The organism is Pseudoalteromonas sp. SR43-7, from assembly GCF_014163785.1.
Taxonomy (GTDB): domain Bacteria; phylum Pseudomonadota; class Gammaproteobacteria; order Enterobacterales; family Alteromonadaceae; genus Pseudoalteromonas; species Pseudoalteromonas distincta.
Window position 1 is genome coordinate 131678 of record NZ_JACJDY010000007.1, and the last position, 13636, is coordinate 145313.

15 protein-coding genes are annotated in these 13636 nt (G+C 37.5%); 6 read left to right on the forward strand and 9 right to left on the reverse strand.

From position 1 onward, the window contains the following. The first annotated feature begins 182 nt into the window (after positions 1-182). On the forward strand, positions 183-626 hold the full coding sequence (locus tag H5087_RS07625) for a hypothetical protein (protein WP_024598369.1): 444 nt from the start codon (positions 183-185) through the stop codon (positions 624-626). A 254-nt stretch (positions 627-880) separates the two neighbouring features. On the opposite strand, the gene H5087_RS07630 is transcribed toward H5087_RS07625, so the two are convergent. The 6 genes from H5087_RS07630 to H5087_RS07655 all read right to left on the reverse strand — a co-directional run bounded on the left by H5087_RS07630 (position 881) and on the right by H5087_RS07655 (position 7201). Further along, positions 881-1483 carry a thiamine biosynthesis protein ThiC gene (locus H5087_RS07630; RefSeq protein ID WP_182671635.1) on the reverse strand — a complete coding sequence of 201 codons (603 nt, stop codon included), beginning with the start codon at positions 1481-1483 and terminating at the stop codon, positions 881-883. A 334-nt stretch (positions 1484-1817) separates the two neighbouring features. Further along, on the reverse strand, positions 1818-2519 hold the full coding sequence (locus tag H5087_RS07635; RefSeq protein ID WP_007586757.1) for a metal-dependent hydrolase: 702 nt from the start codon (positions 2517-2519) through the stop codon (positions 1818-1820). A gap of 162 nt (positions 2520-2681) precedes the next feature. Then, on the reverse strand, positions 2682-4313 hold the full coding sequence (locus H5087_RS07640; RefSeq protein WP_182671636.1) for a sensor domain-containing diguanylate cyclase: 1632 nt from the start codon (positions 4311-4313) through the stop codon (positions 2682-2684). Beyond that, complete coding sequence (locus H5087_RS07645; RefSeq protein WP_182671637.1) at positions 4306-4746, reverse strand: hypothetical protein; 441 nt, start codon at positions 4744-4746, stop codon at positions 4306-4308. Before H5087_RS07645 ends, H5087_RS07640 begins: the two co-directional genes overlap by 8 nt. After that, positions 4746-6008, reverse strand: coding sequence for a hypothetical protein (locus H5087_RS07650; RefSeq protein WP_182671638.1), 1263 nt, complete (start codon positions 6006-6008; stop codon positions 4746-4748). The genes H5087_RS07645 and H5087_RS07650 overlap by 1 nt, the downstream gene beginning before the upstream one ends. Before the next feature lie 335 nt (positions 6009-6343). Beyond that, complete coding sequence (locus tag H5087_RS07655; protein WP_182671639.1) at positions 6344-7201, reverse strand: 2OG-Fe(II) oxygenase; 858 nt, start codon at positions 7199-7201, stop codon at positions 6344-6346. Positions 7202-7581: 380 nt separating this feature from the next. On the opposite strand from H5087_RS07655, the gene H5087_RS07660 reads away from it, so the two are divergent. Continuing rightward, on the forward strand, positions 7582-7821 hold the full coding sequence (locus tag H5087_RS07660; RefSeq protein WP_182671640.1) for a hypothetical protein: 240 nt from the start codon (positions 7582-7584) through the stop codon (positions 7819-7821). 68 nt (positions 7822-7889) lie between these two features. Here H5087_RS07660 and msrA read toward each other — a convergent pair whose 3' ends face one another. Further along, on the reverse strand, positions 7890-8489 hold the full coding sequence (gene msrA, locus H5087_RS07665) for a peptide-methionine (S)-S-oxide reductase MsrA (protein WP_182671641.1): 600 nt from the start codon (positions 8487-8489) through the stop codon (positions 7890-7892). Positions 8490-8770: 281 nt separating this feature from the next. On the opposite strand from msrA, the gene H5087_RS07670 reads away from it, so the two are divergent. Then, positions 8771-8965, forward strand: coding sequence for a CPXCG motif-containing cysteine-rich protein (locus tag H5087_RS07670; RefSeq protein ID WP_002962627.1), 195 nt, complete (start codon positions 8771-8773; stop codon positions 8963-8965). 58 nt (positions 8966-9023) lie between these two features. Here the strand turns inward: H5087_RS07670 and H5087_RS07675 are convergent, their stop codons facing one another. Continuing rightward, on the reverse strand, positions 9024-9224 hold the full coding sequence (locus H5087_RS07675; protein WP_002962626.1) for a hypothetical protein: 201 nt from the start codon (positions 9222-9224) through the stop codon (positions 9024-9026). A gap of 104 nt (positions 9225-9328) precedes the next feature. Here H5087_RS07675 and H5087_RS07680 point away from each other — a divergent pair, with 104 nt between their 5' ends. The 3 genes from H5087_RS07680 to H5087_RS07690 all read left to right on the forward strand — a co-directional run bounded on the left by H5087_RS07680 (position 9329) and on the right by H5087_RS07690 (position 11497). Next, positions 9329-9811: a GNAT family N-acetyltransferase gene (locus H5087_RS07680; RefSeq protein WP_002962624.1), complete on the forward strand. Its 483-nt coding sequence runs from the start codon at positions 9329-9331 to the stop codon at positions 9809-9811. A gap of 162 nt (positions 9812-9973) precedes the next feature. Beyond that, the gene (locus H5087_RS07685; protein WP_033029579.1) at positions 9974-10585 is read left to right on the forward strand and encodes a MarC family protein; all 612 of its coding nucleotides are present in this window, start codon (positions 9974-9976) and stop codon (positions 10583-10585) included. 30 nt (positions 10586-10615) lie between these two features. Next, complete coding sequence (locus H5087_RS07690; RefSeq protein WP_182671642.1) at positions 10616-11497, forward strand: alpha/beta hydrolase; 882 nt, start codon at positions 10616-10618, stop codon at positions 11495-11497. A 779-nt stretch (positions 11498-12276) separates the two neighbouring features. On the opposite strand, the gene H5087_RS07700 is transcribed toward H5087_RS07690, so the two are convergent. Beyond that, positions 12277-13485, reverse strand: coding sequence for a porin (locus H5087_RS07700; protein ID WP_182671643.1), 1209 nt, complete (start codon positions 13483-13485; stop codon positions 12277-12279). Between the last annotated feature and the right edge of the window lie 151 nt (positions 13486-13636).

Sequence of the window (13636 nt, forward strand, 5' to 3'; positions counted from 1 at the left end):
TGTTATAACTCACCAAAGTGGTGTTCGATAAGCTATTAATTTGCACAGGGATATATGAATACGCCTCAAATTTCATTGGAACATGGATATACCATTTTGCTACTTGTAATAATTAACAATGACACCCATCTTAAATTTCAGCTAAGTCAGCAGTGCAGAGCAAGTTTTCGGAGTATTAAAAAATGGACTTTGTTATATGCTTAATTTTATTTTTATTGTTCTATATTTTAGTCAATTATATCCAAAGCATTATTGGGTATTACCCTAAACTAGCTAGAGAATATAAAACGGATTTAATTATTTCTGATTCCTCACTTTTAAAATCAAGCAGTATGTACTTGACGAATGTGGCAGATATTTCTCGTGAGAAAAACAGTGAATATCGGACTTGGCTAAATATCAAATCATTTCAGCAAGGTATATTTATAAGCCAAAAACGGATGTTGATTCTACTATTTCCCAGGAGTTTTTTAATACCATGGGAGCAAATTAGTTTAATAAAAGAAAAAACTAATTTTCTTAAAAATCAATATCTTTATAAAGTCGAATGTAAAAAAGAACCTGTTTATATCATTACGAAATTCGATTTATTAAAAAGCGTAAGTAACAAGAATTTACGAGAATAAATGAAGTCAAATCTTGACTTCATACACCAAAGCTTAACTGAGTTAAATCGCTTTGATATAAGCCATTATCCCCTTTAAAAGCGAAGTGCCTCATAGCCTCTTTGTGAATTAACTTTAGATTACTAAGAGGGAACAAACTAGGGATGCGCTAAGCGTATACATTAAACGCAAAACATCGGCGAATTAGCATCTCTAATACACGCCGATGTTTATAACTTATTTAAATGAGCACATTATTTGTAAGCTATTAAGCCTTAGTCTGCTTTACGGTTAAGGCTTATTAAACATATCGCTAAAAGTAACGTTGCAATCATGCCTGATGCGCCAGCAACACCTGATGGAAGGAATCCATCACGACCAAAGGTAATTAAAATACCATTGGCTAACATTGCAGCTGCGCCTGCAAGGGCTGTAAGGCCGCCAATGGCTTTGCCACCTTTAGCTAAGTAAGACAGGCCAAAAACAAGTGCTGCTAACCCTAATAATACTTTAGCTGCGTAGTAAATCATGAATGATAGAGACACCACGCCACCAATTAAAGGTTGTGCGCCTTCTACTGTGCCTGCAACTTTACCAAATGTAGAAAACAAAGTAAGTCCAACGCTTACCTGCACTATGTTAAGTACTGCACTAAACGCGATAGCCGACCAGCCTAGTTGAGCGTTTTTTGCTTGCACCATAGCTGTGCCTGCAAAGGCAACTAATAAAGTAAATACCAGTGCTTCTAGTCCCCAAGCAACCTGCCTTGAAAAACTAATTTCAGCACTGTAAAGGGCTGAATAAATACCCTGTGATATCGCCAATACCAACAATAACGATGCTGTAATTAGGGTGGTGCGTTTATGTGTAAATTCCATTATGGACCTCTTTTGATTTTATATTTGACGCTTTCAACAGCTGTTGCGGATTTGAATGTATCAAACTGCTTAGTATTTGTATTAAATAGCGTTTATCGTTGTAGGTATAAGACAGGTAAAGCGAGTAAATTATTTCACTTAAACCTATAAAAGTATTAATTAATAACAAACAGGCTCAGGCTTTTAATTAAACCTAAATTTGCAAAGCTGCTTTGGTTTAGCCATGCATGTATCTAAAAGCGCAGTGCCTCATGCCCTCTTAGTAAATCAACATTTGATTACCAAGAGGGAACACATTTTGAGTATGTGGTTAAACGGCTTATTACTTAAAGCGTTAAGATAAAAACGTAAAATGAGACCAGTCACTTAACGCTGTAATAGTTTGTTCTGTGGGAGGGGCAACATAGATTAAACCTGCAATGGCAATAATTGAAGCTAGTGTAATTAACTTATTATCAAAGTCAGCTATTTTTAAAGCGGTGCCGAAAGAGCGTTTAATTCTGACATTACTTAAATCTACACTGTAAATTTCATCCAGCAATAAATGAATTAATCCACCTAATAAAATAAACCCACCCGTTAACCAGGCAAAGACAGCTGCTTGTGTGGTTGATTGGTCATTCAGTTTCCATGTTACTTGAGTCGTTAATAGCGCGCATAACAGTATAAATAGTAAAGAGTGGCAACTACCTCTATGTACTGTGATCCATTCAAAAATTGGTCTAATAATATATTTCATAAACCCGTACACCAATAACGGTACTACGATTAACTCGATAAAGCTAATTTCAATAATGAGCTCGGTGGTTATGTAATGCAGTACCAGTAATACAGCGCTGAGTGCGAATAAGTTAAAAATAGTATCGAGTGATGTTGAGTTATCTGAATCTATGTCGGGTAATAAGCCGCCGATTGAGCCTAAAAACCATAACCAGAGTGCGCCCTTTAATTCAATATGTCCTGCAGATAATAAGGTGGCTGAGGCTAAGCCTGTGATGATTACGGCAGTATTAAGATGAGTATTGAAGTTTGCCATTGTATCTCTTGATGGGAAAAAGTAGGGCATTCTATCAATTGAAAAGTTTATTGTTCAATGTTCTTTAAAAATTGGGCTTAAATAACCTTGGCTCTGCTTATAAATCACTCTCTAGTAGCCATTTTTAGTGCTAACTACGTTGAAAGAGCTCAATTAACCATCTTACTTTTTAAACTCGTCATAAAATGCAATTTGCCCTCGACCTGTTTCTTTTACGTGGTAGAGCATTTTGTCACCATTGATCATTAATTCGAGTAGTTCATCACCATCATTAGGGCCTACTGCAATACCAATGCTTGCACCCACGGCGCATGTTTTATTTTGTGAAATATAAATGTCTTGTTGTAACTTGTTTAGCAAAGCGATTGATTGCTCACGCGTTGCTGCTTTGTTGTAGGTATTAACCTGCCTTGCAACAATAAACTCGTCACCGCCTAGGCGGATGCATATGTCGGTTTCTTGGTTAAAGTGCTTTTTAAATCGGTGTGCTATTTCAATAAGTACTTTATCACCTGCTTCGTGGCCGTAGGTGTCGTTAATGGGTTTAAACTTATCTAAATCAATCATCATTAGTACTAGGTGCTGATTGTGTTTAATGCACTCGCGCAGCGCTTTTTTAAGGCGTTTTTCACCGGCTCGGCGATTAAGTAGGTCGGTAAGTGGGTCGTGATCGGCTTCAAAGCGGGTTTGCTGTTCGCGTTCTGCGCGCTCGGTTACATCGTGTAAAATTACTTCTACTAGCTGCTCTTGTTTGGGGTTTCGTTTGGTATCTCTTTGGTCTGTTAACCTTACAAATAAACAATGAAACCATACCGTTTTATAGCCAACTTTACACTCTACATCTAAGGTGGTTTGTGGTGGGTTTTTAGCAGAGCGAATATCTGCCAGTAGGCTTTGTAATTCGTCTACATTGCTAAGTAACTCAGGAAAATGCAAGGTTGGTAATTCTTCTTCGCCGGGTACGGTAAAGTAATGTTTAAATGCAGGGTTAAAGGTGGTGATAATGTTTTTGTCATCGAGTAAGCAAATACCTGCGCTGGCTTGTTCAAAAATAAGTCTAAACTTAGCTTCTAGCTCTTGAGTTTTTTTACGCAGTGTTTGCTCATTACTAATAGTTAAATGTAGCTCGTGCATTAAGGCATTTATACCTTGGGTTAAACGGCTTATTTCGTCCCGTTTGCCTTGCTTGAAGGTTAGCATTTTTAGGGTTTCTGGCTCGCTTGGATTTATTTTAGCAAAGCTGTCGGTTAGGTTTTGAATTGGCTGTGTAAGCCAGCGCTGAACTACCAGCGATACAAAAAATGCGATAACAATGGATTGAATCAGCATTAAGATAAATTCTTTTATAAGCGCTGACTGTGCTTGTTGTTCAATAAAGTTATCGTCTGGGTATATGGCGAGTACACCTATAAAAGTGTCTTCTATAAAAGGGTGAACTAATTTAATTAAAACAGCTTCATTTTTTTTGTTAGTAGATCCTTTTGCTATAAATAAATCCATCTCTCCTTTAGGGTTTACTTCTCCTTCTAGGCTTGCGCCTTGCACTAAGTCGTTACTGAGTAGGCCGTTAATAATTTCTTGGCTTAATTCTTTGTCATTTAAGTAAGCGGCAATAGCGGCTGTTTTTTTCATTGTTTGCGCTAACTGTTGAACGAGTAGGTAATTTGTGTTTTTTTTCTCTTTAAAGCCTGAGTAATAAGAGAGCATAGACGAGACTAAAGAGACAACAATAGCAACTAACGCAATTGATATAGCGACGCGTATGTAGAGTTTTTGGCTAATAATTTTAATCAAATGTGTATACCACTTTTACTGCATCTGTAACTTGCGATAGCGGAATATAGCCAATTGCAAATTGTGATGCTGCTATTTTATTTATTGCGTCTTCTACCGATGTTGAAGGCGTGGGTGGCTTTGCGCGCCCTGAAAATAAAAGCCTTGCCCAATACGCATTTATTTTTTGCTCGTCTTTATTAACCAGTTTTAAGTAAAAGTCGTTTTTTAATGTTGATTGCGCGGGCAAATCAAGCGGTTTTGAGGTTTCACCATCAGGGAAAGTTAAATACCGGCCCATGTATATATCAATAATTTCTCGTTTTGATAATGCGTTAATCGCATTGCTTTTATTAACCACGACTACAAACTCTGTAGATTTAGCATAAAAGCTCATAAAAAGCAGGCACAAAGGCAGCAATGCAGTTATAAAAAAGTTGCGAGAGCTCATCATTAAAACACCATACTAGCATTTAGACTAAGTATATGTACTTTGTGGCCCTCATCAACATCTGAAGGGTTGCTAAGACTCCATAAGCCAGCGCCTTGAGGCTTAATATCAAAGCGGTCTAACTGGGCTTTTAATGCTATGCGTTCAGACAGTTGCCATTTTACGCCTACGTTAATTGAGTGTTGGTGAACATTGGTAACTTTAACAGCAGACTGACTGGCAACTGCGAGTTGTTGTATAGGCACTGAAAATTGCTCGGGAGTGCTTGGCGGAAAAGCAGGATCGTTTACTTTTATTACGTCATGTCGGTGTTTAGCCGCTGTAAAACCTGTATAAAATATTGCGTTATCTACACGGTAACCTGCACTAATGTAGCCACTAAGAACTGACGGAGCAACTATCCAATCGGATTCTGAAATACCCATCTCAGATTGGATTAGCCAATTGTTGTGATCGTAAGTAAGCCCAAACGCGGCGTATTCTATACTGTTACCTTTGGTGTTAAATTTGTTTGATATTTTTTGCGCTTGCGGCCATATACTTTGTGGTATTGAGTTGAGTGCGGCTAAATACTCATCTAAAGAGGTTAACTTATAATCTCCAAAGTCTGACTTTGATAATGAAAAACGCATAGTCCAAGCATCTAAAGAGTAGGTTGCGCTAAAAGTTGTTAAGTTATCAAAATCAATAAAAAAGTCGTCATTATAGGCTTGTAGCTTGGCTGTTGTACTACCATAAGCAAGTTTTAAACGTAAAAAACCGTCGTTAATTGCTTTGCTGTATTCCACATCTACACCATCGAAATTTCCTGCAATGTTTGCAAACGAGTAGTGCGAATGAGGCGGGCGCACCCATAAATAGGCATATCCTACGTAAGGGTATTCCGATAGTAAGTAAAGGTCGCTATTTAACCTGCCTGCACGAATAGCCCAATGACGGGTAGGGCGATAACGCGCAAAGGCGAGCTCTAAAAAATTATCAAAGCTTTTAAAGGCATGATCTTGAATAACTACTTGAAACACAGAGTCCCAATTTTTTGAGAGTGATATATTAGCCTGCCCACCTAAAATTGAATCTCGCGTTGCCGAAAAACCAGATTCGTTGACATTTGAATAACTCGATGCAAAGCCAATATCTGAATCGTCCGTGTAGCTGAGTGTTAAGGATGCAAAACCGCTAAATTGCACGTCTATGTCGTTTGCATAGGTTTTATTAGCAGCAGAAATTGCCAATATTGCTATGGCAATTGTACCTCGGAACAACATGTTAGCTCGTATTTTTATAAGGTAGATAGTAAAAAGATAGCACAATTTATTAAATTACCAACTTAAGCATTACAGTGGCTTATCAATTAAATACAAAAAAATATGAGACCCCCCCTAAATTTTGTACTATGTTAAGCGAAGTACTGGGACATAAGAAAATCAAGGCGGAAAATTTGTGTTATCTATTGTTATAAGTGGCGACAATATAGATCATGAATAGGGCGGTTTTTTGATATTACTAAACTTAAAACGTGTTGGTTACTGGATGAGCTTTATTTTTATAAGGCTGCTTAAATTAGGCAGCCATTTGTATTTAAAACGTTAAAAGCGCTGACTTAAAACGGTGCATAGCCATCATTTGGTTTATTTGGGTTAGTCCAGCGCTGTTTAGCATCAACAGGAATGCGTGGTGCACCTTGTGCTGGTAATCTACCGCGCTCCCCATACAACCACAATACAAAGTTAGTTCGCTCGCCACTGGTAATAGGCTTGGAAGCGTGTGCAATATTGCCTCGATGTAACATGGCAGTACCAGGCTTAAAGGTAAGTGATTTAATGTCACCTGTGTACGGGTGATAAAAGTCCACTTGTGACCCTGTAAACTCTTCGCCTGGTAAGTTTAAGTTAATGTTAAGCATTACAGCTGATGCGTCGGTATGTGGGCGAATTGACGAATCTGTATTTGGCTCATAATAAATTGAAAAGCCAAATGTTTGTGTATCAAACCCCATAACTTCCGGGAACAGCATACGTGAAATAGGGCGCATATAAGTGTTTAGTATTTCGTTATAAAATGCTTGAAAGCTTGGCGCGGCTAAATAACCTTCTGATCGGCTATCAAGCATGGCACCACGGCGATTTAACACTATGCCGTATGGTGGGCGCATAGGAATTTGCGAATTCCATATTTGTTCTAAATATCCGCGTAATACTGCTAGGCGCTCAGGATCAAAAAATTGAAATTGAAACACATCAGGCGCGACTTCATGTAACAACGCTTTTACGGCTAGCTCTTTTGATGGATCTTCCCATGCTTGTTTTACTGCTTCACGCAGGTTTTTATCAAGTAGTGTGTCGTCTAGCGTAAACGTTGAGCTATCTGTTGATGTTGCTTCCCATTCGCTCCACGCGTTTGTAATTAGGTCAGTGTTGTTTATCCAAAAGTTTTGTACTGCTGGTTCACGGTAAAGCATGGCTTGTCGTGTTGGTAACTCTAGAGCACGCGCTAGTTGTAATTGGTTGCAAACATTTTGTGTAACTCCAGTTGTTGAATTTCGTTTATATCAATCTAGGAGTGCAATTTATTGTATTTGATTTAGTAGATAAACAGCCTGCTTTAGGAAACAGAATATACTATTTATTGATAATGAATCCTAAAACTTAGTATCTTAAGTCAAGCAGTGCTGTCCACTTAAAAGCGAAGTACCACGTATCCTATTTTCTATTTAAGCACTTAGCTTAATTACAAAGGCTTTATGAAATAGACGGTGTATAAATAAACCTTTATTATAAATCCCCTATTTTGGCTATGTTATAGCTAGGAATTAATAGCAATATAAAATGGAGATTAATTGTGGAAGATAAATTAAAAGAAAAAAGTGTGACACAGAAATTTTTTGGTGAATATTCTTGGATGTATCAAGTTTCAGCGTTTCTTGCTTTTATTATGGTTATTTACATTAGCTTTAATGGAGAAGGAAATGTTTGGACACAGCTTGTGAGAGGTGATTTTAATTCTGCTTTGCTTATTAGCATTGTGGGTTACTTATCTGAATTTAGATATCGATTTATTAAAGAATCTCGCAATAACTAAAATATTAAAAAGCTGATAATTAAATCAGCCTTTTAATATTTTACAGTGGATCACCTGATTAAACGCGATTAATGGGTTGTTCTGTCGCCCCAAATTTCTTCTAGGCGGCTGTCGCGACCACAACGCCAACGATAGGTGTTGTATCGGATTGGATTGTTTTTGTAATAATCTTGATGAAAGCTTTCCCTCCCTTTTATAGGGTAAAAGGTGCTTGCGTTTAGTATAGGTGTAACCACAGTTTGGTTAGGAAACTCGGCAGCTACTGCTGCTTTTGTTTTTTCGGCTAATTTACGTTGTTCGTCGTTTTGTACAAATATAGCGCTTAAGTAACTAGGGCCTTTATCACAAAATTGGCCTTTGGCATCAAAAGGATCAATATTAACCCAGTAATGATCAAGTATACCCTGATAGCTTACTATTGCTGGATCGTATGTGATTTCTACGGCCTCGTAATGGCCTTTATGATTACCATTGTATGTCGGGTTTTTAAGTTTACCGCCAGTAAAGCCCGATATTACATCGGTTACGCCTTCGAGCTTTTCAAAGTCACTTTCCATACACCAAAAACAACCTCCAGCTAGAACGGCTTTTTCGGTTTTTTCTGCATGGGAAAATGTACTAAACAAAATAACGGCAGATGTTAATGCAAGCGTAAGTGATTTTTTCATAAAATTATCCATCTGTACTATGAGTTTATAAATACTTATAAAGTTAGACCCGCTAAGTGCTAATACAATTTCATTGTAGAGGGCTGGCCAACTTATCTATGGTGAAAAATATTGTGCTTTGACAAGTTTTATAGGGATAAGGCTAGTAACAAGATCACTATTTAAGTTAGTAGCACGGTTTAATTGGGTTAGCCAAGTATGCGTTATTTAATGGGGTGTTGAATTATGCTTACGTGTTCATTAAAGTGACAACATTCGTGATATAAATTAGCAGGTGATAAATGAACCAGTTAACAGAAACATCAATAAGCTGCCCTTATTGTGGAGAAAGTATAGAAGTATTACTTGATGCAGCAGATATTGATGAGCAATACATAGAAGACTGCCAAGTATGCTGTAAGCCTATTTCGTTTGTGGTATTTGAAAATGATGACGAGCTAAACGTTAATGTTTACAGCGAAGACGATGCATTTTAACTCGTTAATTAGATAGTAGGCTGCAAAATTGCAGCCTTTTTACTGTGTATGTGTTTGGTTAGCTATTTTGCTCACGCGCTAATTGGTTAGGAAGAAGTTCTTCTACTATTTCGCGTGCTGGAAGTGTATAGCGTGTGCCGTCAAACATTACTGAGGTAAACTCGTTAATATTAGTAATGCCTGTTAAGGTCCAGCCTTCGCCGCGCTTTGGGCAATATACTGTGGTAGTGGGTTGTATTACTTTAAAATCGTCACTCATTACGTTATCCACTCTTTTTGCTAAAGATAATGCTTGTTAATAGGGTATGGTAAGTTAATAATGCGTGCCCATAAAGAGCTAATTTAACTAACCACTTAAATAAAATGTTTAACACCACAAAGCTTGAGCGCGTTACGCTACGTTTAGTTACCCACAAACACGCAGCGTGTTTATTTAATATTTTAAATCACCCGCACGTGTCAGAATTTAACGACTACGAAACACCACTTAGCAAAACGCAAATCAAGCAATTAATACAAGATGATATTAGTGCATATTACGAAGGCGAAGTGATTAGAGTCGCAATTGAACATAATATATCTGGAAAGTTAATGGGTACTTGTGGGCTTTATAATTTAACCCCGTGTAAAAGTAGTGCGTTTATAGGATTTGAGCTGCATCCTGACTTTTGGGATAAGGGCGTAATGTTTGAAGTGGTGACCGGTTTTATTGAAACCCTAGTTAAGCATATTCCGCTTAAACATTTGTCTGCTGAGGTGAGTGCACATAATGCACGTTCCCATAATTTACTTATGAAGCTAGGTTTTAGTTTAAGAGAAAATTCTATTTGGCATAAATCACTTTAACTCAAGGCGGCAATTATAAGTGCTTACCTTTTTTCAATCCTCAATCCTTAAAGCTCAGTAAATAAAATACAAAAAATAGCGGCTTTCTATTATAGTTAAGCGTAAGTAAATGAATTTGTTACCCGTGTTTTATTAAACATTTACGCTTAACAAGGATTTTATATGCTAGAAAAACTCTCTCAAGATGCGCTTGTAATTTGGGCGACCATTGACCCAATAGGCACTATGGCGCTGTTTGCTGCGCTTACTTCTCATTTAACTGATCAACAACGCCGTAAAACTGCATTTAAAACGGTACTTTATGCCGGGGGCGTATTATTGGGTTCTATTTTAATAGGGCAACTAATACTTAATGCGATGGGAATTAGGTTGGTGTCGTTTCAGTTAGGGGGCGGAATTATATTGTTTTTGTTTGGCCTGCAAATGATTTTTGGAAACGATTCTAACAAAGCCAAACAAGACCCCGACCACGATATAGCGGTGTTTCCGCTTGCTATACCTGCAACGGCGACTCCTGGCGCTATTTTGGCGGTAATACTACTTACCGATAACCACATACACCCAATTACTACTCAAATAGGCACAGCGCTTGTTACACTTGGTGTGTTGGGTATTACATTAATACTGTTGCTGCTTTCGGGTAAAATTATTAAGCTAATTGGTACTGGCGGCGCGTCTATTTTAACGCGAGTGATGGGCATGATTTTAGCCGCGTTTTCGGTTGAGCTTATTATGACTGCGCTGGAAATAAAGCAATGGGTTAAGCTCGATTAAATAACTCCTAAACATTGAAAGGAATGCCGTATGGCAATAAAAATAACAAAACACTATATTATTAATTTAAGTTTAGCCGTAGTCATTTTTGCTATTGGTATTTTAGCTATACGCTATTACAACCATTATGTATCGGCCTATACAGATGTAACAATTAACTCAAGCGTGCTTAATGAGTCGCGCAAAGTGTTTATAAGATTGCCCGCTAATTATAATCCTAAAAAAGCGTATCCGTTAATTATTAAAACCGATGGTAACTTTAATTTAGATACATGGGATAAAGCACTTACAAAACAAGCTAAGAGCAAAAAAGGGGATAAGGCTATATTGGTGTCTATTCCTAATTTGTTTTTTACAGATACACGTAATCGCGATTTAGTACCTCCTTATGCCCGCCAAGATGTAAATACACAAGCGCGTCCAGAGCATGAAACACTTATTGAACCAAATGGTGAAGCCGACAAGTTTTTAGCGTTTATTGAAACTGAGTTACTCCCTTATTTATCAGCAAAATATAAGCTTAGTAATAACCGTGTATTAAGTGGTTTTTCGGCAGGTGGTAGCTTTGTACTTTATACACTGCATACAAAACCTGAACTGTTTAATGGCTATTTTGCTTTTAGCCCTGCGGCTTGGTATGACGATATGACCGTAGTTAATAATTTAGAAGCGTTTTTAAGTGCTCAAGATAACAAAGTTAAGGCGCCTACTTATTTATATCTTTCGGTGGGTGGGGCAGAGCATCCGTTAATGTTAAAAGCGTTTAGTAATTTAGAGACCGTTTTAACAGCCAACCCTAACAATAACCTTGTGTGGCAAAGTGCTATAAACAAAGGTGCTGAGCATTCAGATAATCCATCAATTAGTGTGGCTAAGGCATTAGCTGGTTATAGTACGTTTATTAAAAAGTAAGCTAGATAGATTTAAGTGTTGACTGTATGCATATACAGTTAACACTGTTTTGTGTATTTAGAATGCTTAATCAGCTTTATAACAATTTACTTAGTTCAATATTATTAACGACTTACAAAAAAAGGTAAGTTTAAATTATTTTTGCACAGCAATTACATGTACTGTTTTTATATACAGTTCACAACTATTAAATTAGAATACCGTCAGTACCCATGAAGCATATACACATCTATTTGTTACTGCTTTTAATCAGCCTTTCGCCTTTGTGATCAGCAATAAGCAGTGTAAGTACTTTGCTATTTCAATATGGTTTTAGCATCTTTTTATACTCTTAATGCAGTTAATATAAATTGGCTGGTGGCTTTATAGCAAAAGAACACATCATACTAGATATTGCTATAACGCTAAACTTAGCAATAAAGTCAAATTAGAAAGAAGTAATCAAAGAGGTAGTCAAAATAATAAAGCCTGCGGTAACTACATCCACTAAAAATATAAATGCCGAGTGTGGACTATGAGTGATTAATTAAAGTTTTCCTCGATCATTGTAATGAGCAGCAAAACGGTAAACGTTAAAAATAGGGGCATCGTGAATGGTACTATTACAAATTAAAAAAGCAGATACCAATGCGGCTGTTAATGCCTTTTTTGAAATAGCCTTAAATGCAAAATTGAGTATTCAAAAAAGTATGGCGGAATAAAAAAAGCCCAGTTAAAAAAGTTAAAAGGGCTAAAAGGGTTGTGCTTAGGGAAGTTGTAGTCGTTTTATAAACTTATATTTAAAACTTATATCTAAAACCAAATGCTATACCGTCATCTTCCGACTGCTCCATTTGTGCTTGTTGATCGTCGTTATCGCTTTCAAAGTCGCTAAAGTCTTTACGCGCTTCTACGTAGGCAATAGTGTCTTCGTCAATTAAGTAGTGAAGGCCAATAACAGCAAACTGACGCTTAAACACATCTTCTGGGTCGGCGTTAAAGTTTGGCTGAATTACGTAATCATCACCGGCATCAAACACGTTGTAGGCAATAAAAGGGCGAAAATCGTTATCAAAGCGGTAAGATGCAAATGTTTCTACACCGATTGCGTCTTTAATTAAGCGACCAATGTTGTCTGTGTCGTGGTTTTTGTTTTTATTTACGTTGGCTGCAACGTATAGGCCGGGCTCATCAATGTTGCCCCACATAATACCTGCACCATAAATTAAATCTTCAACATTACGAGTAGAACCATCGCCAAACGTTAAATCAAACTCACCACGGTTAACACCTGCTGTAAGTGTTAGCATGTCAGTTGGGGTATAAGTTACAGACGCCCCAAATGTGTAATTAAATTCAACTTCTTGGGCTGCACTATCGCCAGAGTTCCAAAGTGCTTCACATTCTTCTTCTGAAATGTCGGTGACGTCACAGGTATAAAATTCGCTGTTTTTAAGCTGCGCTTGTACTGCAAAACTAAAATCGTTATAGCTATTGCGGTACTGCACTAATTTATCTCCACGACCAGTGCCATTAACAGCGCCATCGTCTTTGTTATAGGTGTAAACACCAGCCGCATTGCCATCCCATACAAAGCTATTATTTGTGCCGTAAACTACGTCGTACCATGCACCCCATTGTTTACCAATGGTAAGTTGGCCATATTTTTCGTGCGAAAGCCCTGCGTAACCTAAACGGTTATACAAAAACTCATCCTGGATAGACTCAAAACGATTGTTATAAATAATATCGCTGCTGCCAACAGGGTTTACACCCCATTCTACGAGTGCGAGTGCTGTCCAGTCTTTCTTAAGCTTTCGGGTAAATCCAAAGTTAATGCGCGAGGTACCGTTAACAACTTCGGTTTCGTTTTGTGTATTAATTACACGCACATCAAGATATCCACCAACTTCAACAGTATTTTTGTCATCTTTGTATAATTCTACTGCCGAAACAGCGGGTGCGAATACAATACTTGCGCTAATAAGCGTCGCTAATTTTTTGCTCATCTTGTGTGTTGCCCTGTGTAAATTGGTCAATTTTTTACGTAGGTAAAAATTCAGATTTGAAGACTAACAAAGCAATAAACGGCTCAAAAGTGAAAAATACTCAATAAAAGTAATCGTTAAACTTAACGGATATTCACTAAAGGTTAATTTT

What these genes read in the sequence shown, in the direction of transcription:
- H5087_RS07625 (WP_024598369.1), top strand. Translation starts at nt 183, where the DNA reads ATGGACTTTGTTATATGCTTAATTTTATTTTTATTGTTCTATATTTTA.
- H5087_RS07630 (WP_182671635.1), bottom strand. Translation starts at nt 1,483, where the DNA reads ATGGAATTTACACATAAACGCACCACCCTAATTACAGCATCGTTATTG.
- H5087_RS07635 (WP_007586757.1), bottom strand. Translation starts at nt 2,519, where the DNA reads ATGGCAAACTTCAATACTCATCTTAATACTGCCGTAATCATCACAGGC.
- H5087_RS07645 (WP_182671637.1), bottom strand. Translation starts at nt 4,746, where the DNA reads ATGATGAGCTCTCGCAACTTTTTTATAACTGCATTGCTGCCTTTGTGC.
- H5087_RS07650 (WP_182671638.1), bottom strand. Translation starts at nt 6,008, where the DNA reads ATGTTGTTCCGAGGTACAATTGCCATAGCAATATTGGCAATTTCTGCT.
- H5087_RS07655 (WP_182671639.1), bottom strand. Translation starts at nt 7,201, where the DNA reads ATGCTTTACCGTGAACCAGCAGTACAAAACTTTTGGATAAACAACACT.
- msrA (WP_182671641.1), bottom strand. Translation starts at nt 8,489, where the DNA reads ATGAAAAAATCACTTACGCTTGCATTAACATCTGCCGTTATTTTGTTT.
- H5087_RS07670 (WP_002962627.1), top strand. Translation starts at nt 8,771, where the DNA reads ATGAACCAGTTAACAGAAACATCAATAAGCTGCCCTTATTGTGGAGAA.
- H5087_RS07675 (WP_002962626.1), bottom strand. Translation starts at nt 9,224, where the DNA reads ATGAGTGACGATTTTAAAGTAATACAACCCACTACCACAGTATATTGC.
- H5087_RS07680 (WP_002962624.1), top strand. Translation starts at nt 9,329, where the DNA reads ATGTTTAACACCACAAAGCTTGAGCGCGTTACGCTACGTTTAGTTACC.
- H5087_RS07685 (WP_033029579.1), top strand. Translation starts at nt 9,974, where the DNA reads ATGCTAGAAAAACTCTCTCAAGATGCGCTTGTAATTTGGGCGACCATT.
- H5087_RS07690 (WP_182671642.1), top strand. Translation starts at nt 10,616, where the DNA reads ATGGCAATAAAAATAACAAAACACTATATTATTAATTTAAGTTTAGCC.
- H5087_RS07700 (WP_182671643.1), bottom strand. Translation starts at nt 13,485, where the DNA reads ATGAGCAAAAAATTAGCGACGCTTATTAGCGCAAGTATTGTATTCGCA.